The 20,592-nt window shown below is 71.1% G+C and carries 17 protein-coding genes; 6 read left to right on the top strand and 11 right to left on the bottom strand.

All coding sequences use genetic code 11. The features are described from left to right. Positions 1-114 precede the first annotated feature (114 nt). The 3 genes from STRIP9103_RS00835 to STRIP9103_RS00825 are packed head-to-tail and all read right to left on the bottom strand — an operon-like array spanning position 115 to position 3,236. A complete protein-coding gene (locus STRIP9103_RS00835) occupies positions 115-1,212 on the bottom strand; it encodes a GNAT family N-acetyltransferase (protein ID WP_009293582.1) in 1,098 nt (365 codons plus the stop codon). Between the two features lie 29 nt (positions 1,213-1,241). Further along, entirely contained in the window at positions 1,242-2,522 is a 1,281-nt protein-coding gene (locus STRIP9103_RS00830) for a Cmx/CmrA family chloramphenicol efflux MFS transporter (protein ID WP_009293593.1), read from the bottom strand. Positions 2,523-2,576: 54 nt separating this feature from the next. Beyond that, complete coding sequence (locus tag STRIP9103_RS00825) at positions 2,577-3,236, bottom strand: HD domain-containing protein (RefSeq protein WP_048819476.1); 660 nt, start codon at positions 3,234-3,236, stop codon at positions 2,577-2,579. 68 nt (positions 3,237-3,304) lie between these two features. On the opposite strand from STRIP9103_RS00825, the gene STRIP9103_RS00820 reads away from it, so the two are divergent. Beyond that, the gene (locus tag STRIP9103_RS00820; protein WP_009293612.1) at positions 3,305-3,979 is read left to right on the top strand and encodes a maleylpyruvate isomerase family mycothiol-dependent enzyme; all 675 of its coding nucleotides are present in this window, start codon (positions 3,305-3,307) and stop codon (positions 3,977-3,979) included. A 35-nt stretch (positions 3,980-4,014) separates the two neighbouring features. Here the strand turns inward: STRIP9103_RS00820 and STRIP9103_RS00815 are convergent, their stop codons facing one another. Continuing rightward, the gene (locus STRIP9103_RS00815; RefSeq protein WP_063747246.1) at positions 4,015-4,815 is read right to left on the bottom strand and encodes an SGNH/GDSL hydrolase family protein; all 801 of its coding nucleotides are present in this window, start codon (positions 4,813-4,815) and stop codon (positions 4,015-4,017) included. Between the two features lie 335 nt (positions 4,816-5,150). Here STRIP9103_RS00815 and STRIP9103_RS00810 point away from each other — a divergent pair, with 335 nt between their 5' ends. Next, positions 5,151-5,873: a copper homeostasis protein CutC gene (locus tag STRIP9103_RS00810; RefSeq protein ID WP_009293586.1), complete on the top strand. Its 723-nt coding sequence runs from the start codon at positions 5,151-5,153 to the stop codon at positions 5,871-5,873. A 61-nt stretch (positions 5,874-5,934) separates the two neighbouring features. Here STRIP9103_RS00810 and STRIP9103_RS51070 read toward each other — a convergent pair whose 3' ends face one another. The 3 genes from STRIP9103_RS51070 to STRIP9103_RS00795 form a co-directional block, all read right to left on the bottom strand. Beyond that, positions 5,935-6,288: a hypothetical protein gene (locus STRIP9103_RS51070; protein ID WP_063747245.1), complete on the bottom strand. Its 354-nt coding sequence runs from the start codon at positions 6,286-6,288 to the stop codon at positions 5,935-5,937. A gap of 129 nt (positions 6,289-6,417) precedes the next feature. After that, positions 6,418-7,974, bottom strand: a complete 1,557-nt coding sequence (locus STRIP9103_RS00800; RefSeq protein ID WP_048819468.1) for a hypothetical protein — start codon at positions 7,972-7,974, stop codon at positions 6,418-6,420. Between the two features lie 175 nt (positions 7,975-8,149). Further along, on the bottom strand, positions 8,150-8,929 hold the full coding sequence (locus tag STRIP9103_RS00795; protein WP_009293591.1) for an NPP1 family protein: 780 nt from the start codon (positions 8,927-8,929) through the stop codon (positions 8,150-8,152). Between the two features lie 374 nt (positions 8,930-9,303). Between STRIP9103_RS00795 and STRIP9103_RS00790 the strand changes: the two genes are divergently transcribed. Further along, on the top strand, positions 9,304-10,557 hold the full coding sequence (locus STRIP9103_RS00790; protein WP_009293589.1) for a trypsin-like serine peptidase: 1,254 nt from the start codon (positions 9,304-9,306) through the stop codon (positions 10,555-10,557). Between the two features lie 133 nt (positions 10,558-10,690). Here STRIP9103_RS00790 and STRIP9103_RS00785 read toward each other — a convergent pair whose 3' ends face one another. Further along, on the bottom strand, positions 10,691-12,655 hold the full coding sequence (locus STRIP9103_RS00785) for a HelD family protein (RefSeq protein ID WP_234022078.1): 1,965 nt from the start codon (positions 12,653-12,655) through the stop codon (positions 10,691-10,693). Positions 12,656-13,255: 600 nt separating this feature from the next. Between STRIP9103_RS00785 and STRIP9103_RS00780 the strand changes: the two genes are divergently transcribed. Together STRIP9103_RS00780 and STRIP9103_RS00775 are read left to right on the top strand one after the other, a co-directional pair. Continuing rightward, on the top strand, positions 13,256-13,450 hold the full coding sequence (locus STRIP9103_RS00780; RefSeq protein WP_009293605.1) for a hypothetical protein: 195 nt from the start codon (positions 13,256-13,258) through the stop codon (positions 13,448-13,450). Between the two features lie 254 nt (positions 13,451-13,704). Beyond that, positions 13,705-14,043, top strand: coding sequence for a hypothetical protein (locus STRIP9103_RS00775; protein ID WP_009293617.1), 339 nt, complete (start codon positions 13,705-13,707; stop codon positions 14,041-14,043). Positions 14,044-14,102: 59 nt separating this feature from the next. Here STRIP9103_RS00775 and STRIP9103_RS00770 read toward each other — a convergent pair whose 3' ends face one another. Continuing rightward, complete coding sequence (locus tag STRIP9103_RS00770; protein WP_009293594.1) at positions 14,103-15,746, bottom strand: DNA repair helicase XPB; 1,644 nt, start codon at positions 15,744-15,746, stop codon at positions 14,103-14,105. A gap of 194 nt (positions 15,747-15,940) precedes the next feature. Between STRIP9103_RS00770 and istB the strand changes: the two genes are divergently transcribed. After that, a complete protein-coding gene (gene istB / locus STRIP9103_RS00765; protein ID WP_009293579.1) occupies positions 15,941-17,353 on the top strand; it encodes an IS21-like element helper ATPase IstB in 1,413 nt (470 codons plus the stop codon). Between the two features lie 5 nt (positions 17,354-17,358). Here istB and STRIP9103_RS00760 read toward each other — a convergent pair whose 3' ends face one another. Both STRIP9103_RS00760 and STRIP9103_RS00755 read right to left on the bottom strand, forming a co-directional pair. After that, positions 17,359-17,550: a hypothetical protein gene (locus STRIP9103_RS00760; RefSeq protein ID WP_048819467.1), complete on the bottom strand. Its 192-nt coding sequence runs from the start codon at positions 17,548-17,550 to the stop codon at positions 17,359-17,361. A 223-nt stretch (positions 17,551-17,773) separates the two neighbouring features. Further along, positions 17,774-20,428: a helicase C-terminal domain-containing protein gene (locus tag STRIP9103_RS00755; RefSeq protein ID WP_048819466.1), complete on the bottom strand. Its 2,655-nt coding sequence runs from the start codon at positions 20,426-20,428 to the stop codon at positions 17,774-17,776. Between the last annotated feature and the right edge of the window lie 164 nt (positions 20,429-20,592).

Below are 20,592 nucleotides of genomic sequence, written 5' to 3'. Positions count from 1 at the left end.
GCGTGCGCGCCGCACTGACGGCATTCGCTCCGCTGTGACCGAATTATCGGGACTGTACGAGGACTCCGGACAGGGGAAACGGCAAGAAACCGGAGCGGTTGGGCCCGGCGTACGTCAGGCGCGCAGACGGAGTTCGTACGCGAACTGCCCCCCGTGCTCCCCGACACCCCAGTCGTCGCTCACCTTGACGAATCCGGCCCGTGAAACGACGCCCTGCGAAGCGGTGTTGACCTTGTCGACGACGGCGAACAGCGACCGTACGTCCCCCCGTTCCCGGGACCGCTCCCGCGCCCAGTCGGCCAGCGCACACAACGCCTCGGTCATGTAACCGCGCCCACGCGCCCCCTCGACCAGGTCGTACCCGATCTCGACCCGCCCCTCCTCGTCCGGCGCCGAGTGATAGCCCAGCGCGCCCACGGCCAGCCCGTCCTCCTTGCGCACCAGCGCGAACATCCCCCACTCCGGCCGGTGCACCCCCTCCTCGTACGCCTTGAACAGCATCCCGGCACCGATCCGCGTCCCCTCGATCGGTCCGCCCACGATCCAGTCGAGGCCCCCGGTGCCGCCCGCCGCGAGGTCGGCGGCGGCGGCCGGGTGGAGACCCTGGAGGACGATGCGCCCGGCGGGGATGTGGAGGGGGTTGTGCCAGCGCCACTCGGTGACCGGGGCGCGGCCGGGGAGGTCGCACCGGCCGGTGGCCCACAGGAGGGTGGCCCAGGGGTCGTCACCGGGGCGGACGTCCGGGAAGAGCCGGGCGAGGACGCTCTCGCACAGCTCGGCCGGGGGCTCGTACGGCGGCAGCCCGAGCCCCTCGACGATGTCGTGCGTGTGCACCAGCACCTCGATGATGCCCATCGCCGCGAAGCCCTCGCGGTCGGCCCAGCGGAACGGGTGCGGGTGGAAGGCGCGGACGTCGCGGGGTGTGGCACGGATGGTCGCGGCGAGCAGTGCGCCGGTCGTCTCGATGACGTGGAGAAGGTCGGCGTTGCCGTCGCACTCCTGCGTGTCGATGCGGAACGGCACGTACGCCGTGGTCGCCCGCCCCGCCAACTGTCCCGCGTACGCGATCAGGTCCGACGCGATGTGCTCGGCGGTCCGCCGGCAATTCCATTCCAGCCGCCCCGCCTTGGTGCCCTCCCAGTCCTGGTCCACCACCGTCCGCAGTCGCGCGATGCTGTGCTCGACGGCCTGCAGTACCTGTTCCCCACCCATTGGTCGCATGGCGGCGAGGATAGGTGGGGTCAGCCTTCGTCACGCACTGGTTTTACGGCGGCCGTCCACTTCTCGCCGACGGCTATGCCGTCCTCACCGCCGTCGCCCCCGGCCACGACGCGCGACGCGGCCGTACGCCGGTGGAGCCGCAGCGATACGGCGGTGATGCCGATGGCGCCCGCGCTGAGCGCCCCGCCCGCCCAGGCCGTCGACGTGAACCCGAACCCGGCGTCGATGACGACCCCGCCGAGCCAGGGGCCGCCGGTGTTGCCGAGGTTGAACGCGGCGGTGGTGGTGGCGCCGGCGAGGGTGGGGGCGGCTCCGGCGACGTTGAACATACGGGCGTTGAGGGCGGGGGCCGTGTAGAAGCAGGACACCCCCAGGAGGAAGGAGAGCAGCACGGCGGCGACGGCGTACTGGGAGAGGAGGGCGAGGGCGACGAGGAGCACGGTGGAGGCGGCGATACCGCTGAGCAGCACCCCGAAGAGGTGCGCGTCCGCGAAGCGCCCGCCGATCGCGGTCCCGGTCAGCGCCCCGATCCCGAACAGCGCGAGCACGGTGGGCACCCAGCCGTCGTCCAGCCCGGCCACGTCCGTGAGCAGCGGGGCGAGATAGCTGAACACGCAGAACACCCCTGCGGCGGTGAGCGCGACGACGGCGATGGACAGCCAGAGCTGGGGCTCGCGATAGATCCGGACTTCGTGGGTGAGCCGGGGCCGCTCGTCGGGCAGCGGGATGGCCGGGACGAGCGTCAGGACCCCGAGGAGCGCCACGGCCGACGCCACGGTCACCGCCCAGAACGCCGACCGCCACCCGAAGTGCTCCCCGAGGAACGCCCCCGCCGGCACGCCCAGCACATTCGCGATCGACAACCCACCGATCATGATGGCGAGCGCCCGGGCTCGCGCGTTGACGGGCACCATGGCCACGGCCACCGCTGCCCCCACGGCCCAGAACCCGGCGCACGCGAGCGCGCTCACGACCCGGGAGGCGAAAAGAACGGCGTAGTTGGGAGCGATGGCCCCCGCGACCTGCCCGAGTCCGAAGACGGTGAGGAGCGTGACGAGGGTGGTCCGGCGAGGGAGGCGGAGCGTGGCCACGGCCAGCAGCGGTGCCCCGACGACCATCCCGATCGCGAACGCCGAGATCAACAGCCCCGCCCGCGGAATCGACACCTCCATGTCCTCCGCGATGGGCGGCAACAGCCCCGACAACATGAACTCACTCGTACCGAGCGCGAACACGGAGAGACCGAGGACGTAGACGGAGAGGGGAACGCGGGGCCGGGGGCGGTCAGGATGAGCGGGCATGTAGGGGGCAACCGGCCGGAACGGAGCCGCATTCCCTCCCCTCACCCGGGCGGTTCAGGCCTCCGTGAGCCCGGCCAGCTCCGTCCGCAGATTCTCCCGCGCCCGTTCCTCCCACTCCCGCTCCCCGTACGGCGTCCTGAACAGCCGTGGCAGGGAGAGGAGTTGCCGAAGCACCGCGGCCCGCCCCGCCCGGAAGGCCTCGTCCGGCACGAACCCGTACTCCTCGCGGACGGCGGCGGCGTACGCGGCGTAGGCCTCCGGCGGTGAGGCCAGGACCGCCAGATCGGCGTCGCAGAGCACCTGGCCGTTGGGGTCGTCGTCCGCAGGATCGTGGGTGACGGTGAGCCGCACCAGCCGGGCGACCTCACGCGTCTTCTCCTGGGACACCCCGGCCTCCGGCAGCGCCCGCTCGGCGAGCCGCGCCGACCGCTCCTCGTTCGTCGACCGCTCCGGCAGATACACGGCGTCGTGGAACCAGGCGGCGAGACGTACGACGTCGGGGTCGTCCGCGTACTCCGCCAGCGTGTCGATGTGGTCGAGCACCGCCGTGAGGTGGTCGAGGGTGTGGTAGCGGCGCTGGGGTTCGGACCAGCGCTTGAGCAGATCGGCGGAGTAGCGGAAGGGATTGGGGTGGCAGGCACCTTCGCGGGCGGAGAGCAGGGCGTGGAGCCAGCGGTCCTCGAGGGCTTCGCGGAGGTCTTCCGGGTCGGACATGGGGGCATTCTGCCGTGGCGCGACGGGCAGGGAGGACACAGCGTGCTCCTCCCCCTAGCGTGGACCCCATGACTGCTGCTGACACGCACGACGTACGTGACCCCGAGCTGCCCGGGCGGTTGCTGGCCGCCGAGCGGGATGTGCTGGTGCCGCTGCTGCGGGGGCGGCCGGAGGAGGACTTCGGGGTGGGGACCTGTTGTCCGGGGTGGTCCGTGCGGGATGTGCTCGCGCACTGTTCGGCCGCGTTGTCGCGGGTGGTGGAGGGGCGGTTCGAGGAAGGGGTGTTCAGCCCGGAGGCGAACGACCGGGACATCGCCGAGCGGGGCGAGTGGGCTGTCTCGCAGATCGTGGACGAGCTGGAGCGGGGCATGACCGACGCCGGTCCGGTCATCGCCAAGGCCGGCGGTGCGCTCGACGGCATCGCGCTCGGGGAGTGGGTGCACGCCGGGGACGTACGGGAGGCCTGGGGGCTGCCGGGAGCCTACGGAGGCTCGCGACTCGGGCTGGCGCTGCCGCTGTTGGCCCACCTCACCCGCGTACGCGGGACCCTTCCGCTCCACGCCGACCTCGACGACCTGGACGAGCCCCTGCTGCTGGGCGCGCCGAGCGGTGACGGGCCGCCCGCGCGGTACATCGGGGACGCCGCCACCCTCGTACGGCTCTACTCCGGGCGCCGCCCCTCCGCCGGTACGTCGTACGAACTGGCCGGCGCCACCGAGGCCGAGCTCAACCTCTACGCCTGAGATACACCTGAGCCCGGCCCCACGGCTGCGAGGCGTCAGCCCCAGGTGGCCTTGAACTTCGCCGCGTAGCCCTTCTCCTGGCCCGCCGCGTTGGGGTGGAGGGTCGCGGCCGACTCGGTGACGTTGACGCCGTGGATCCAGGGGTCGGTGCCGCAGGCACCGTGGCCGGTGAACTGCCCCCGCATGTCGAGGAAATAGACGCTCGCGTTGACCGTGGCCTTCATGGTGCCCTCCGCGAGAGCGTCGGCCAGACCGTTCATCGCCGTGCGCTTCGCCGGGCTGAGGTCGATCACGCTGCATTTGCCGCTCGCGTCGAGCGCCTGCGGATAGCCGAAGACGAGTACCAGGGCCTTCGGGGCGCGGGCCTTGATGTCCTTGTACAGCCCGGTGAGTTCATCGACCAGTTGGTTCCTGGCGTAGGACGACATCCACTGCGTGGCGAAGGAGCAGGTGGCCTCGTCCTTCGTCAGGCAGTTCTCCACCACCGTGGCGAACTGGGCGTCGTTGCCGCCGACCGTGACCGTGACGAGGTTGGTCGACGAACTCAGCGCGGACAGCTGGTCGGCCCGTACGTCCGCGATGGTCGCCCCGCTGCACGTGGCGTCCTTCAGCGCGTAGTCGGGGTGAGCCGCCGCCCACAGGTGCGGATAGTTCTTCGTGCTCCGCTTGCAGTCGCCGCTGGACGCGTCGTACGAGCCCGCCCCGACCCCGGACGCGTACGAGTCCCCGAGCGCGACGTACTCCGCGGTCGTCGCCGCCTGCGCGGGGCCGCCCGCCGCGGCCAGTCCCGCGCATGTCATCAAACCGGCGACGAAAGCCGCCTTCAGTTTACGCATGACTTCCTTCTGGACGGTGAAGTCTGGAATTTGAACGGGCAGAGCGTACAGCGGCATTTCTGCCGTGCAATTCCTCTGTGCAAGTGTTGGCGGTGAAAGGGTTGTTCATATGCACGTGAGGACAATTACCGTTGCCCGGAAGGGCAGTATTTCCACTGCCGGGCAACCTTTTGATTCATTCCGCGTCCGTGGCTCTTTTCTTTTCGCCGTGCCGATTCGGCGGCAGGTGCGGAGGGTAGTCGTGCATGTGCCGATCGTGAGGGCCCGGTCGATGGCCCCCAGTGCTAAATTGGACTAGACCTGTCGGTGAAGAAGACGTGGGAGAAAGGGGCCTCATGGCCACGCGCGTGCTCCTGGAGGTGATCGCCCTCGGGGCCGAGGACGCGGTCGCCGCCCAGGCCGGAGGTGCGGATCGGCTGGAGCTGGTCACCGACATGGCGGCGGACGGGCTGACGCCCTCGGTGGGGACGTTCGTCGAGGTGCACGGCGCCGTGGACATCCCGGCGCGGGTCATGCTGCGGCTGGCGGACGGCTTCGCGGCGGGGGACGTCGACGCGCTCGTGCGGGTGGCGTGCGACATGCGGGCGGCCGGGGCGGAGGAGTTCGTGCTCGGGTTCCTGGACGAGGACGGCTCGCCCGACCTGCGCGCCCTGGAGCGGGTGATCGCCGAACTGGACGGCTGCCGCTGGACCTTCCACCGGGCCGTCGACCGCGCCGCCGACCGCGACGCCCTGCGCAAACAACTCGCCGACCTGCCGGGGCTGGACACCTACCTCACGGCGGGCTCGGCGGACGGCGTCGACGACGGGATGCCCGTCCTGCTTGCCGAGGCCGCGCGCCGCGGCGAGCCGGGCTACACCCAACGGCTCATGATCGGCGGCGGCCTCCGACTCGACCACGTGCCCGGCCTCCGCGCCGCCGGCGTCGACGCCTTCCACATCGGCGGCGCCGCCCGGCCCGGCGGCTGGGACGCGCCGGTCGACGCCGACGCCGTACGGCAATGGCGTACGGCGCTGGATGCGCGCGTCGGCCGCGCCGGGCGCACCGCACCGCGCTGAGGGTGCCGAGGGCGCTGAAGGTGCCGGGGACGCATGCGCGATGCGCGATGCGGCGGGGGAATCAGGGCTTCGGGCGGCGGTCCGAGCCCGACCCGGCGGTGACGGTCCCGGCGGGCTTCCGGCGCGCCCACCGGGTCGACTGTCCCCACGCGCTGCGGGACTGCCCCCACGCGCCCTGTGCCGTCGCGAGTGCCCGCCGGCCGCAGCCGCGCAGCTGGGTGCGGGACAGCTTGGCCCGTTGGCCGCCGCCCGAGATCAGGGCGTTGACCGAGGCCATCGGGTCTCCCCCGACCGACCGCGCGGCCAACGCGCCGACCACCAGCGGCAGCAGCGCCACCGCGAGGGCCGAACCGGTGGCGGTGGCCGTCGCGGTGACGTTCCGGAGGGGGCGAGGGCGCGAGGTGTCCGTGGTCATGACAGCAGTCCACCAACGGGCCGGGGAACGGGACATCGGTCGGCATACTCAGTCGCCGGTACCGGGTACTCAGTACGAACTCCTCGGGCCTACCTGCGTACTCCTCGGGCGCCTGGGAACTCCTCGGGCCTACCTGCTCTCACCTTCGAAGCGCCTCAGCCACCAGGCTGTTCTCGCCGGACCGGAACGGGACGCCTTTCCGCGCCGGTGTCTGACGAAGAGCAGCACTGAGCCGACGACGGCTGCGATTCCGGCTGCGATTCCGATGGCGATGACCCAACCCCGGACGCCGTCGTCCTCGGGCAGGGCGCAGGTGAAGTCCCCGTCGTCCGCCACCTGGACGGGGGCCGTGTTGTTGCCGGGCTCGGGGTCCTTGACGCCGTTGGTGGCCGAGACGGTCACGCAGCCGGAACGGGTGTCCTCGCCGGTGACGCGCAACCCGAACTCGTACAGGTGCGACTGGCCGTCCATGCCGCAGGTGTAGCTGCGGCCGTCGTTCTCCGTCCGGCAGATCTCGTCCTGCAACTCCTCTTCGCCCAACGGGTCGATGGGCAGCTGGATCACCTCGGCGCCGGGCGGGACGACGAACACGATCCGGATGCCCACATGGGCGGGGCCGTTGTTGCGGTAGCCGACGCGGATGAGCTGCCTGCCGTCGGCATCGCCGCGCAGCGACGCGCCGACCGCCTCGATGTCGGCCGTGGTGCGGACCGGCACCTCCGTGCTCGTCGGTTCCTCGTCCGTGGTGAACGCCGCGCCCTTGCCGTCGACCGGGTCCGGGGTGAGGGAGAGGGGCGTGGCGTTCCCCGGCGTGAGGCGGGAGTCGGGGTTCTGCGCACAGCATCCGATGCTCGAACCCCGGCCGGTGTGGAAGGGCCAGGCCCCGTAGGAGAGGCGTTCCTCCGCCGCGTGGCGGCCCGGCCTCACCCGCAGCCCGGGCGTCACACGCATCGTCTCCCCGGGAGCTATGACGGCGTCGGGCAGCAGGCACTGGACGGAGACCCCGGTTTCGCCGTCGGCGGGGTATCGGCAGTTGCTGTGCCGGGTGGCCGTGGACAGATCCTCGGTGTCGTCGAAGCGCAGGACGACGCCACGGGTGGGGACATCGCCGGTGTTGCGGATCAGGACGGGCACGTTCGTCGTCTCCCCGACCGGCAGTTCGCCGGTGACGGGGCTCGTGTTGACGCTCAGCTCGGGTTTCCCGGCGATCACCGTCACGCTGCCCCGGACGGTGGGCAGGCCCTCGGCGGTGAGCGTGTAGCGCAGGACGCCGGAGTCCCCGGCCCGGGCGCCGTCCGCGGGACGGAACTTCAGCAGCCCGCCTGCTTCGGAGTCCAACCGCGTCGCACAGGTGAAGGACGGCATCCTCGGCTCGCAGCCGTCGAGCATCTGCTCGTCGTCGGGCGCGAGGACCGCGACGCCGTCGATCCCCGAGGCGTCCACGGCCAGTTCGGCATCTCGTGCCGGCCCGTCGTACGCGAACGACAGGGGCAACCACAGGTGGGGCCCCGTTTTCTTCGTCACCTGCAGCGGTACGTAGAAAAACCTCTGCGTGGTGTCGCGAGGCCCGCTCTCCGCCGCCGTGGCCTCCTGCCCCACCCCGGTGAGCGCCGCCGCCAGGGCCAGCACGGCGGCCGACACACACCGGACGACCACCGCGCGCGGACGCTCTGCCATGCCGATCATCGCCGCAGTATGCCGCACTGCTCCTTGGCGGGAACCCGGAAGCAGACGGCCGAGACGCGTTGTGAACCGTGAACCGTCCCGGAGGCCGGCAGACCGTCCCCCGGGGCCGGCGGACCGTCCCCCGGGGCCGGCGGACCGTCCCCAGGGTGGCCTCCCGGCGGTCGGCCGGCCGGCGTCAGGCGTACGGGTCGAAGGTGATCCCCGATGGCATGGCCAGCTCCAGGTTGTAGCCGAAACTGCTGTCCTTCAGGCCGAAGTTGGCGCTGCCGAAGTTGTACGCGACGAGGATGTCGCGGATGCCGGACGGGTAGCCGTTCCAGCCGACGAGCGGCGGGTACTGCCAGGTGCCCTCGTGGTTCTCCGGCGGCTCGTCGTTCGAGTTGGCGATGCGGAAGCAGTGCGTGCTGACGCCGTCCTTGTGGTACACGATCTTGGGGTGGGTGCCGTCCCAGCGGACCGAGGACGCGGCGTGCACGGTGAAGTCGCCGTGGTTGGACGTCGACACGTACTGGGCGGTGCCGTTCTGGACCCAGACGACGACGTGTTCCCAGTCGTGCCGGTGGCCGCCGATGCTGCTGTTGGCGAGCGCCTGGTCCTTCTCGAAGTAGAGGTCGTACATGATCGCGCACCAGCCGTTGTTGCACTTGTAGCGCGAGTAGCCGTTGGTGTTGTCCAGGTCGGACTGGTCGTGGCACTGGCCGCTGAGCGAACCGGTCGGGCTGAGGCCGCCGTTGACCGTGCCGGTGGGGCCGATGGCGGGGGTGGGGTAACAGCCGTCGGTGTCGTAGTCGTACGCCGGCTGCCAGGTCTTCTCCAGGGTCTCCGCGTTGGCGGGGAGCGCGGCGGGCGGGGCGGCGTACGCGCTGCCGGAGATGCCGACGACCAGCGCGAGGGCGCCGCCGACGGTGAGCACGGATCTGCCGATGCGGGAGCCGATGCGGGAGCTTGTCTTCACTGCGACCTCCTGGTGGACCGCGGCGCGGGGGTGACGGCCGGGGCCGGGGTGGGGGTGTGCCTGTGCGGTGGGGGATGGCATGCGCAGGTCAGATTCGCCTTACTCGTGGGTAGTTCACAAGGGGCGGGAGATGTCGGTGTGATGACGAATCAAATCTTGTGAAGGCGCTGTGAGATGGGGTTCGTGGGGCGGGAGGCGAGAAGTGGCGTGACATGACGTCACATCACGGATCGATATCCGCCACGTAGTTGTTGTGTGCGAACTCCCTGTGAGGCCCGTCCCGACGATCATTCCGGCCCCGCGCACGTGCATAGTTGTCTCCGCCCCGGCCAAGCGGGGGCATGACAAGTTTCAGCCACAGGGGGACGCGCTCCATGTCATCCATACGCCGCCGCGGCATCACGGCCGCCGCCGCCGTGATCGCCGCGGTCATGGTCACCACCACCGCCTGCAGCAAGACCGACGAGGACGGGTCGAAGGCCTCGGCCTCGACAACCGCCCAGGCCGACGCGGGCGCGAACGTCGACACCGGCGAGAACGAGAGCGGCGGTGACACGACCATCGGCGGCTTCAAGCTCCCGGAGGGCGTGCCCACCGAACTCACCGGTGACGCGCTGCAGAAGTGGAAGAACGGTGGCTGGCAGGACTTCGACAACTGGGCCTCCAAGGCGGAGGACTTCGCCAACCCGTACATCGAGGACTTCTGGACGCCGGAGCGGATCGCCGAGGCCAAGGAGCGGATCCCGGAGCTGCCGGCGGTCGCGGAGGCGGGCAACGCGGCCAAGGGTTCCAGCAAGACCACGCAGGTCTGGCTGCCCGACGGCAAGGTGAAGCGGCAGAAGGCCAGCAAGGTCAAGGCGACCTACCACAAGAACGCCGCGTCGGTCGGCAAGCTCTTCTTCACCACCCCCCAGGGTTCGAGCGTCTGCTCGGCGGCCGTGGTGAAGGACCCGGCCCACCCCGGCAAGTCCAACCTCGTGTGGACCGCCGGGCACTGTGTGCACGCGGGCAAGGGCGGCGGCTGGTACCGCAACATCGCCTTCGTCCCGTCCTTCAACAACACCGGCAAGCTGAACATCGGGCAGGCGTCGCGCAACTACCGCGCCAAGAACGTCTCCCCGTACGGCATCTTCTGGGCCGACTGGGCCACCACCTCCGGCACCTGGATCAAGGGCGGCAACGCCAGCCAGGGCACCGTGGCCGCCGCGTACGACTACGCCGTGCTCCACGTGAAGCCGGAGAAGGGCGGCAAGTCCCTGGAGGAGCGCACCGGTTCGGCGCTTCCCGTGTGGTTCAACGCCCCGGCCGCCAACAAGGTCAAGAACATGAAGGTCCGCGGCTACCCGGCCGAGTCCCCGTACGACGGCTCGAAGATGTACCACTGCCAGGGCGCCACCAAGCGCTTCGTCCTCGGCTACAGCTACCCCAGCAGCTACCCGGCCCAGTACATGGTCGGCTGCACCATGAACGGCGGCGCCTCCGGCGGCCCCTGGTTCATGTCCTACAAGGGCCGTACGTACCTGGTCTCGAACAACTCCCTGAGCGACCGCTCGACGTTCATCACGGGACCGCGCCTCGGCAAGAACGCGAAGCAGGTCTACCTGGCGACCAGCAACAAGTTCAAGTAGGCCGAACCGCAACGAGTTCGAGTAGGTCGATCGGCAACGAGTTCGAACAGGCCGACGGCAACGAGTGTGCGTGGGCCGATTGCCTGCGGTGCCCCCGGTGGTCTCGACCACCGGGGGCCGTTTTCTTCGGGGCTTACGTCAGCTGGGGCGGCAGTGGGGCCGCGTGGGTCACGATCAGGCCCGACACCGCTCGCGTGAGGGCCACGTACAGGCGGCGCAGGCCCGTCCGTTCGTCCGGTTCGCCGTCGACGATCGCCTGGGGCTCGTCGAGTACCACGTAGTCGTACTCCAGGCCCTTGGCGAGGGAGGCCGGTACGAGGGTGAGGCGGGTCTCGTGCGTCGTCTCCTCGCCCGGCGCGAGGTGGCCGAGCCCGGCCGCCGTCAGGGCTTCCGCCAGTGCCGGTACGCGGGCGTCGGCGGCGATGAGGCCGACGGAACCCTCGTTGCGGAGCAACTCCTCACAGGCGGCGACCACCTGGGCGTCCTCGGCGGTGTTCCGGACCTCGAAGAAGCCCGGGTTCTCGCGGACCGAGGCGACCGGGGTCAGGCCGGGGGCGATGTGGGGGAGGAGGCGGGAGGCGTACGTGATGACATCGGTCGGGACACGGAAACCGGCCGTCAGCTCCTCGATGTGCGCCTCGGCCTTGCCCAGGTGGGTCAGGGCCTCCTGCCAACTCCGCGTCGCCCAGGGCGTGGTGCCCTGCGCGAGGTCGCCGAGGACGGTCGCCGAGCCGGTGGTGCAGCGGCGGCCGACCGCGCGGTACTGCATGGGGGAGAGGTCCTGCGCCTCGTCGAGGACGACATGCCCGAGGGAGTGCGTGCGCTGTATGAGATCGGTGGCCTCGTCGATCAACACGGCGTCGGCGGCCGACCACTTGGCGCTCTTCACACTCCGCGCCGGCTTCGCCCGGAGGATCGTCTTCTGCTCGTCCTCGGTGAGGACACCGTCCGCGTGTTCGGCCAGGAAGTCGGCGTCGGAGAGCAGCCGCAGCACGAGTTTGGCGGGGTCGACGGGCGGCCAGATCGCCTTGACGGCCGCCTTCACGGCGGTGTTGCGGGCCACCGCGTCCTGCACCCGGTCGTCGGGCGCTTCGCCGGATCGTTCCATCTGGACGAGTACGGCATGCGCGATCCGCTGCGGCAGCGCCTCGCGGGCGGCACCGTAACGGATCTCCCGATCCAGCAACTCCCGCACGATCTCCTCCAGTTCGTACGCCGGTACGCGCCAGCGCCGGGACCCGCGTACGACCACGACGGGCTCGGTGGGGAGGGCGACGTGCGACCGTACGGCCCTGCGGAGCACTTCCGCCATCCGGGCGTCGCCCTTGACGACGGCTGCGGCGGCGTCGTCGACGCCGCGCACCTCGACGTGGGCCACGAGGTCGTCGACGGTCGCCTGCTTCACCTCCAACTCGCCCAGCGCCGGGAGCACTTGCTCGATGTAGTGGAGGAAGGAGCGGTTCGGGCCGATCACGAGGGTGCCGGTGCGGGAGAGGCGCTCGCGGTGGGCGTAGAGGAGGTAGGCGACCCGGTGCAGACCGACGGCGGTCTTACCGGTGCCGGGCCCGCCCTGTACACACAGGCTGCCGGACAGGTCCGACCGGACGATCTCGTCCTGCTCGGGCTGGATGGTGGCGACGATGTCCCGCATCGGACCGACACGCGGACGCTCGATCTCCTGCTGGAGCAACTTGCTGGTGGTCGCGGCCTCGGCGGGGTCGGAGAGGTGTTCGTCCTCGTACGCGGTGAGATCCCCGCCCGTGTAACCGAACCGGCGGCGCAGCCCGATGTCCATGGGGTCCTTCTTGGACGCCCGGTAGAAGGGCTGCGAGACGGGAGCGCGCCAGTCGATGACCATGGGGTCGCCGTCGGCGTCGTGGACGTGCCGGCGCCCGATGTAGAAGCGCTCGCCCGCGGCGCCTTCCGCCTGGTCGGCACCGGGGGCGTGCAGATAGTCGAGCCGGCCGAAGAACAACGGGGTGTCGCTGAGGTCGGCGAGCGCCTTGATCCGCTCGGCGACCTGGTGCGCGAGGGCTTCGGCGTTCACCCAGTTCGCCGTGACGTCCCTGATGTCGAGCGCCTCCACGTCCTCCCGCATGGCCCGGAGCGCGGAACGGGAGGCGGCGAGGTGGGCGCGCTCGCGGGAGAGGGGGTCGGCGGGGGCGGTCGCGCCGTCGGCGGGGTCGGGAGCGGCGGGCACGGGAATGCCGGCGGGAGCGGGAAGGTCGGCGGGTGCCGGATCGGCTGCGTGCGCGGGGGCGTCGGCGGGCGCGGGGTCGTCGGTGGGCGCGGACAAGGGGGTGCCTCCGGGGTGGCGTGGGGGACCCAGGGCCTCTTGGGGCCCAGGGGATCTACGGGAACCGCTGAGCGGCGATGGCCGACCGGTTTCCGTCCGGCCGACGGCGCTCCACGTACGGGAGGCGGGCAAGAGCGGAGAGTTTAGGTGAACGGAGGGCGGGAGGGCCAACGGATTTCCCGGGGGCGTGGGTCGACCGCCTCGTGGAAGGCGGCCCCACGGTCGTCGTGTCGGCCTCCGGTTCTACCGCCCTCCCGGCCCGGTTCTACCGTTCGTGTACCCCTAGGGGGCACGTACACCGTGGGTACTAGGGGGCGGCCAGACCTGAGAGTGAGCCGGGGGCTCAGCGGGTTCACTCCGTAGACCGACGTAATCCAAAGGCGCGAGTTCCACCATGGAGTCATGAGTGCAGCGACCTTCATCCCAGCCTCGGCCTCCGGCCGACCCGGCCCGCCGCCCGGCGCGACCGGCCTCGACGACCACCGTCACCACCGCGTCGCCGACGCCCTGCGCGCCATCAAGGTCTTCGCGGGCGCCGCGTTCGGCGTGATCGTCCTCGGCGAGTACGCAGAGGAAGCGGGCATACGCCGCCGGTGACCCGGGGTTCGCTTATGCGATCCTCCCTGTCCTGGCACCGGCACGAACCCCGTACGCACCCGGAACCATGCCCAGCCCCCGGCACATGCCCCGCACACGTCATACACAGGCCCCACACGCACTGAAGCCCTCCCGGAACCCCTGACTCATCCCGCCTCGCCCCCGTCGCTGCCGCAAAGGAGGGTGTGGCAGCATGATCGCTCGTTGTTCGACTGAGGACCGTTCAAGTCGACCGAGTTCACGGGGAGATACTCATGCGTTCCATGCCGCTTCCGTTCCGCAAGGCGGTGAGCACGCTGACCGCCGCGACCGCGCTCGCCCTCGGCGCCACCCTCGTGGCCGCGCCCAGCGCACTGGCCGTCGGTTCGAAGGCCTGCACGAAGAACATCAAGGACAAGACCTACATGGTCAACAACTGGGCCGGCGCCGACCTGCGCACGGGCCCCAGCAACGGCAAGAAGTACAAGACGAAGAAGCACCTGGACGTCGGCACCGACGTCCGGGTGTACTGCGTCAACGACAAGGGCCTCACCTGGTACTACGGCAAGGCCGGCAAGACCACGGGCTGGGTCGAGAGCAGCGCGTTCTTCTGAGCCCGCCGGGCCGTCCTTTGGTCAGGGGCGGCGGTCACCTCGCCGCCCCGACCCGGGGCTCAGCTTTCCGCCAGCAACTCGTCCGCGTCCATGATCCGGTACGCGTAGCCCTGTTCGGCGAGGAACCGTTGGCGGTGGGCGGCGAAGTCCTGGTCGATGGTGTCGCGGGCCACGACGGAGTAGAAGTGGGCCTGGTGGCCGTCGGCCTTGGGGCGGAGGACTCGGCCGAGGCGTTGGGCCTCCTCCTGGCGGGAGCCGAAGGTGCCGGAGACCTGGATGGCGACGGTGGCCTCCGGGAGGTCGATGGAGAAGTTGGCGACCTTCGACACGACCAGGACGTTGATCTCGCCCTCGCGGAAGGCGTCGAAGAGCTTCTCGCGCTGGGCGTTGGACGTCTCGCCCTTGATGACCGGCGCGTCCAGGTGGGCGCCCAGCTCGTCGAGTTGGTCGATGTACTGACCGATGACGAGGATCTGCTGACCGGCGAACCGCCGGACGATGGCCTCGGTCACCTTCCGCTTGGTGGCGGTGGTCGAACAGAAGCGGTACTTCTCCTCCTGTTCGGCCGTGGCGTAGGCGAGCCGCTCGGAGTCCGTCAGGTTCACCCGGACCTCGACGCAGTCGGCGGGCGCGATATAGCCCTGCGCCTCGATCTCCTTCCAGGGCGCGTCGAATCGCTTGGGACCGATGAGTGAGAACACGTCCGACTCACGGCCGTCCTCACGGACCAGCGTCGCCGTGAGCCCGAGACGGCGGCGGGCCTGCAGATCCGCCGTGAACTTGAACACCGGCGCGGGCAGCAGATGCACCTCGTCGTAGACGATGAGCCCCCAGTCACGGGAGTCGAACAGCTCCAGGTGCGGGTAGACGCCCTTCCGCTTGGTCGTCAGCACCTGGTACGTGGCGATCGTGACCGGGCGGATCTCCTTCTTCGTACCGCTGTACTCGCCGATCTCGTCCTCGGTCAGCGAGGTCCGCTTCACCAGCTCGTGCTTCCACTGCCGGGCGGAGACGGTGTTGGTGACGAGGATGAGGGTCGTCGACTTGGCCTGGGCCATGGACCCGGCTCCGACCAGGGTCTTGCCCGCACCACAGGGGAGGACGACAACCCCGCTCCCGCCGTGCCAGAAGTTCTCCACGGCCTGCTTCTGGTACGGCCGCAGCGCCCAGCCGTCCTCGTCCAGCTCGATCGGGTGCGCCTCACCGTCGACGTACCCGGCGAGGTCCTCGGCCGGCCAGCCCAGCTTCAGCAGGGTCTGCTTGATCTGCCCGCGCTCGGAGGGGTGCACGACGACGGTGTCCGGGTCGATCCGGGCGCCGACGAGCGGGGCGATCCGCTTCGACCGCAGGATCTCCTCCAGCACCGGCCGGTCGGTGGTGGTCAGGACGAGCCCGTGCGCGGGGTGCTTGCTGAGGGTCAGCCGCCCGTACCGGTCCATCGTCTCGGCGATGTCCACCAGCAGCGCATGCGGCACCGGATACCGGCTGTACTGCACCAACGCGTCCACGACCTGCTCGGCGTCATGCCCGGCCGCCCGTGCGTTCCACAGCCCCAGCGGTGTCACCCGATAGGTGTGAATGTGCTCGGGCGCCCGCTCCAGCTCCGCGAACGGCGCGATGGCCCGACGACACTCGTCCGCCTGCTCGTGATCGACCTCGAGAAGCAGGGTCTTGTCGGACTGGACGATGAGTGGACCATTCACACGCGACACCCTTTCGCATCGGCCCCCGTGGGCGCTTCGACCAAACGTCCAGTGTGCCTGATCGTTCCGCTTTCTCGCGGTGCCCGGTCGTTCGGACCTCGTTCGCACCACCACCAGTCTTATTGGATGTCTATTCATTCCGATGAGTGGTCGGAATTCAGATTTGCGGCAATGGTTCCCAAGAATGGCGAACCGTGCAGCCAACCACGCCAGCCGAACCGGCCTCGAAGTCCGCCTCTCCGCAGGGCACCACGCTCGGGTACGCCCTGTTCGCCACCCGCTGGCTCCAGGCGCCGCTGTACTTCGGTCTGGTCGCCGCGCAGGGCGTGTATGTCTACAAGTTCTTCAACGAGCTGTGGACGTTAATCGTGAAGTGCGTGAGCGGGAGTGCCACCGAGACATACGTGATGCTCGCGGTGCTCAAGCTGGTCGATGTCGTCATGATCGCCAATTTGCTGATCATGACGATCGTCGGCGGCTATGAGACCTTCGTCTCCAGGATCGGCCTCCAGGGCCACCGTGACCAGCCCGAATGGCTCTCGCACGTCAACTCCAACGTGCTGAAGGTCAAGCTCGCCACCGCCATCGTCGGCATCTCCTCCGTCCATCTGCTCCAGATGTTCGTGGACGTCCACCACACCTCCCACCACGCGCTGCTCTGGGGCACGGTGATCCACATGGCCTTCATCGCCTCGGCGGTGCTCCTGGCGTACATGTCGGGGCCGATGCTGCGTGAGGAGAAGCCTCATGGGGCGCAGCACCGGGGCGGGCACGCGGCGCCCAAGGCTCCGGACCGGCCGACGGGGGCCACAGGGGCCCCGGAGGAGCCCGACGGGTGTCGCGCGGTCGGGGCGCTCTCCTCGGCGCCCGTTCTCCTTCCCGCCCGGCTGCCGATCCCGGCCCAGGCCGCCCCGTACGAGACCCGGATCGCGCAGGACGGGACCCGGCTTGCTCAGGGTGGGACCCGGTTCGCGCAGGGTGGGACGAGGCTTGTGCCGTACGAGGCTCTGCGGGCGCCGTACGTCGACGAGACCGGGGTCGAGAGTCGGGTGCGGGCCGCCGGGTTTCCGGTGCGGAAGGTGTTGGAGGAGTTCGACGAGGAGTATCCGCGTTCCTTCGACCGGCAGTTGATGGCGCGGCTCGGGACGCTGGAGTTCGTGGGGGCCGCGCGGAACGTGGTGTTCGTCGGCGCGCCCGGCACCGGTAAGACGCATCTCGCCATCGGACTCGGTGTGCGGGCCTGTCAGGCCGGGCATCGGGTGCTGTTCGCGACCGCCGAGGAGTGGGCTGTGCGGCTGGCGGGGGCGCGGGCCGAGGGCAGGCTGGCCGAGGAGTTGGCCGCGCTGGACGCCTGCCCCCTGCTGATCGTCGACGAGGTCGGCCATCTGCCGTTCGACCCGGACGCCGCCCGGTTGCTGTTCCGGCTCATCGCCCGCCGCTACGAGCGGGCCTCGCTGATCGTCACCAGCGACCGTCCGCTCGGCCGCTGGGACGAGATCTTCGGCGGGGCCGCCCCGGCGATGGTCGACCGTCTCGCGCACCACGCCGACATCGTCCACCTCGAAGGAGACAGCTACCGGCTCCGCCGGGTCACCTCAGCGAGCTGAGGGCGTCACTTCAGCAGGCCGACGTTCTGGACGAGCGGTCCCTCCACGGTGAGGCCCTCGCCGACCAGGGTGCCGAGTTCGGGGACGGGCAGGGCGGGGTTCGCCGCCGCCGGGGAGGCGAGCACACCGAGCAGGGCGGCGGAGGCGAGGAGCGTGACGAGGGCGGAGAGGGCGGAGAGAGAGGAGAGGGGGCGCATGACGTACGTGGAAGCCTTTCGAGCGTGGGGAGTTGATCTCGATCGGACACAGGGTGGCTGCCCCGCGGCCCACGCCGCGATGCGTGCGCCTCTTCGCCATCGCTCGGAGGGAGGAAATGCCGGGGTGGCCTGCATGAACTCCGGCGTACGCCCGAACGGGTGAGGCCCGGGAACCGGCTTGATCAACTCGGTCGGATCGAGGGGGCGAGACGATCCGAACGGATCAGATCGCGTCGTCCGCCAGCTCCGCGACCCCGGTGATCCGGTGGAGGGGGAAGGTGCGGACCTCGTCCGCCGTGTGGTCGTACGCCGTGACGAAGCCGCCCTCGACGCGGACCGGCGCGATGACGCGCTGGCTGGCGGAGCCCTCGGCGTTGACGTAGCCGATCCACAGGGCCTCGCCGGTGAGGACGGCGGCCTGCATGGTGGCGAGGGTCTCGGCGGAACCGGTGCGCGGCAGCGTGCCGGTGGGGGTGGGACCGGCCGTCTTGCGGGGCGCCGTGGAGGCCAGGTCACCGGCGCGGATGGCGCGGATCGCGGCGCCGAGCAGGGTGTCGTCGGGGGGCGGGGGACCGTCCGGGACGGGCTCCGGGGCCGTACGCGGCGGGGTGCGGTGGGCGTGGGCCCGGGTGATCAGCACGTCGCCCTCCGCCGACTCGGCGGCCGGGGCGTAGCCCATGGCGCGCAGCCCGTCGAGCAGCGCCGCCGGGTCCGCCTGGGCGGCCAGCACGGTCGGCGCGAGGCGGCGGAGCCCCAGGCCGTGGGACCGCTTGTCGGCGAGGATCTCGCTGAGCATCGCGTCGTCGTCGCACCGCACGTACGCCGACGCCGCGCCGATCCGCAGATGGCCGTGGCGCCGGGCCACGTCGTCGATCAGATAGGCGAGGGGCTGCGGGACCGGGGTGCGGGAATGGGTGGTCAGGAAGTCATGCAGGTCGGAGGCGGTACGGCCGGCGTCCAGGGCCCGGCGTACCGAACCCGGCGTGAACCGGTACACCGTCGCGCCACCCTTCGACTCCACGTCCGCGAGGACGCCCAGCATGTCGGCCAGCGGTCGCTGCAACGGGCCCGGCGCGACCGCCGTCAGATCCGCCTGGAGCAGGACGTGGTCGAGCGGTTCGGGCAGGAGGGGAGCGAGGAGCCGGGCGGCCCGCGCGGCGGCTGCGGCCTGCTCGGCGACCGGGTCCGGGGGCGCGTACTGAACAGGATGGGCGGGTGCGTGATGGGCGGGGAGTCTGTCGCCGGGGCTCTCCGGCAGGTCGCCGCCGTGACCGCTCGCGTCGACGGTTGCGCCGGCGGCCGTGTCACCGGCCGTGTCACCGGTCGGGGACGTAGTCGGGCCCGTGGTCGGGGCCGTGGTCGGGTCGGCGGGCGCGTCCGTCTTCGGCGCTCCGAGGAGTGCGCGTCCGTGCGTGGACAGTGCCCCGCGGCCGGTGACGCCGAGTCGTTCCGCCTCGGACAGAGTCCATTCGGCGAGACGGGCGCGCAGGTCGTCGGGCTGCCGGCCGCGGCTCGGGCGCTCCCAGCGCAGCCGGGCCAGTACGGAGTCGGGGGTGGGCGACGAGCCCTCCGGGAGCCCGGCGAGCAGGGTCAGCACCCGGTGCCGGACCTCGGGCGCCGCCGAACGGTCGAGGCCCGGGCCCAGCGCCGACAACGTACGGTCCTTGGCGTCCCGCTCGCCGACCACCCCCGCCGTACGGGTCGCCGTCAGCCACGCGGCCGCCAGCCGTGCCCAGCGCTCGGCGGCGGGCAGCTCCAGCCACTCGTCGTACGCGGGCGTCGCCGCGTACCGCTCGTCGGCCTCGCCGTCCGACGCCAACAGCCCGGCGGCGTAGGCCAGTTCGACCCAGAAGGCGGCGACGGGCTCGGGGACGTCGAGGGCGACGGCCGTCCGCTTCAGATCGCGGACGCTGAGCCCGCCCGCGCGCAGCACGTTCGGGCCGCCCTCGTCCCAGTCCTTCAGCAACTCCTCGACGGTCGCGAGCGCGGTGTACGCCTGGCCCGCCGCCGTCGCGTCCACAACCTGTGGACGGTGCGTGGCCGCCACCTCGACGGCCGGCGGCACCGCCTCGACCTCCCGGTGCGCGTGGCCCGCCCGCAGATGCAGGGCGACCTCACGGGGCAGTACGACCGTGCCGGGCGCGGTGGGCAGCAGCAGCCCGCGGTCCATGAGCCAGCGCAGATGCGCCGCCGGGTTCGCCGTGACCTGACCGTACGGCGGCCCCCACACCAGCCGGGTCAGCACGTCCAGGGACTCGGGGGGCGCGTCGGCGAGGAGCGCGGCCATCCGCCGCCGGTCGGTGAACAGCTCGGTGAGGGCCGTGACCGCCGACACCGAGTCGTGCGTGCTCGTCAGCCCCGCCTCCACGACGATCTCCTGCACCCGCCCCGGGGACATCCCCGCGGTCGCCTCCGCGACCGTCGGGCCCAGCCCGGTCGGGGACGGGTGCTGCGGCGAGGGCGCGAGCAGCTCACGGGCCGTCCGTACCAGGCGGAGGCGGTCGTCGGGGCCCCAGACGAGCGCCTGCTCACGGAGGGTCGCCACGGCGCGGGGGAGGGCGGCGGCGACGGCCGGGTCCGGCTCGTCGCCGGCCATCAGGTCGAGGAGTTCGTCGTACGACGCCGGGTCGTGGGCCACGGCCAGGGCCTGGGCGGTCTGTGAGGCGAAGTGGTCCAGCCGTTCCAGGGCGCGTACGACCGAGGCGCGGGTGCCGGCTCGGGTCGCGAGCTGGGTGAGGTCCGTGGGCACGGGGGTGATGAGATCCGGGCGCGCGCGGAGCAGCACGGCGAGCGAACGATCGTCCCGGGCGCGGAGCGCTTCGGCGAGCGAACGGGGGGCTCCGCCGGTTTGGCCGGTGCTGGTGGGCTCGGTGCTCATCCGGTCAACGGTAGCGGAGGGGAGGGGCGGGGCGCCTAGTAGCTCGGGGGTGCGGGCGGTAGGGCGACTGCGGGTTGTGGGTGGCTGATCGCGCCCACGCGGCGGAGCCGCAGATCGGCACAGCCCCGCGCCCCTCATGGGGTCGCAGGCCGCCTGCATCGCTC

It is taken from the genome of Streptomyces ipomoeae 91-03, from assembly GCF_000317595.1.
GTDB classification, from domain to species: Bacteria; Actinomycetota; Actinomycetes; order Streptomycetales; family Streptomycetaceae; genus Streptomyces; species Streptomyces ipomoeae.
Note: the sequence above shows the minus strand (reverse complement) of the source record. Positions and strands in the feature narration are given on the sequence as shown.

Coding starts and splice junctions, on each gene's coding strand:
- STRIP9103_RS00810 (WP_009293586.1), top strand. CDS start 5,151: ATGGCCACGCGCGTGCTCCTGGAGGTGATCGCCCTCGGGGCCGAGGAC.
- STRIP9103_RS00755 (WP_048819466.1), bottom strand. CDS start 20,428: ATGAGCACCGAGCCCACCAGCACCGGCCAAACCGGCGGAGCCCCCCGT.
- STRIP9103_RS00825 (WP_048819476.1), bottom strand. CDS start 3,236: ATGTCCGACCCGGAAGACCTCCGCGAAGCCCTCGAGGACCGCTGGCTC.
- STRIP9103_RS00775 (WP_009293617.1), top strand. CDS start 13,705: ATGCGTTCCATGCCGCTTCCGTTCCGCAAGGCGGTGAGCACGCTGACC.
- STRIP9103_RS00800 (WP_048819468.1), bottom strand. CDS start 7,974: ATGATCGGCATGGCAGAGCGTCCGCGCGCGGTGGTCGTCCGGTGTGTG.
- STRIP9103_RS00820 (WP_009293612.1), top strand. CDS start 3,305: ATGACTGCTGCTGACACGCACGACGTACGTGACCCCGAGCTGCCCGGG.
- STRIP9103_RS51070 (WP_063747245.1), bottom strand. CDS start 6,288: ATGACCACGGACACCTCGCGCCCTCGCCCCCTCCGGAACGTCACCGCG.
- STRIP9103_RS00830 (WP_009293593.1), bottom strand. CDS start 2,522: ATGCCCGCTCATCCTGACCGCCCCCGGCCCCGCGTTCCCCTCTCCGTC.
- STRIP9103_RS00780 (WP_009293605.1), top strand. CDS start 13,256: ATGAGTGCAGCGACCTTCATCCCAGCCTCGGCCTCCGGCCGACCCGGC.
- STRIP9103_RS00835 (WP_009293582.1), bottom strand. CDS start 1,212: ATGGGTGGGGAACAGGTACTGCAGGCCGTCGAGCACAGCATCGCGCGA.
- STRIP9103_RS00760 (WP_048819467.1), bottom strand. CDS start 17,550: ATGCGCCCCCTCTCCTCTCTCTCCGCCCTCTCCGCCCTCGTCACGCTC.
- STRIP9103_RS00815 (WP_063747246.1), bottom strand. CDS start 4,815: ATGCGTAAACTGAAGGCGGCTTTCGTCGCCGGTTTGATGACATGCGCG.
- STRIP9103_RS00785 (WP_234022078.1), bottom strand. CDS start 12,655: ATGCGGGAGGACGTGGAGGCGCTCGACATCAGGGACGTCACGGCGAAC.
- STRIP9103_RS00790 (WP_009293589.1), top strand. CDS start 9,304: ATGTCATCCATACGCCGCCGCGGCATCACGGCCGCCGCCGCCGTGATC.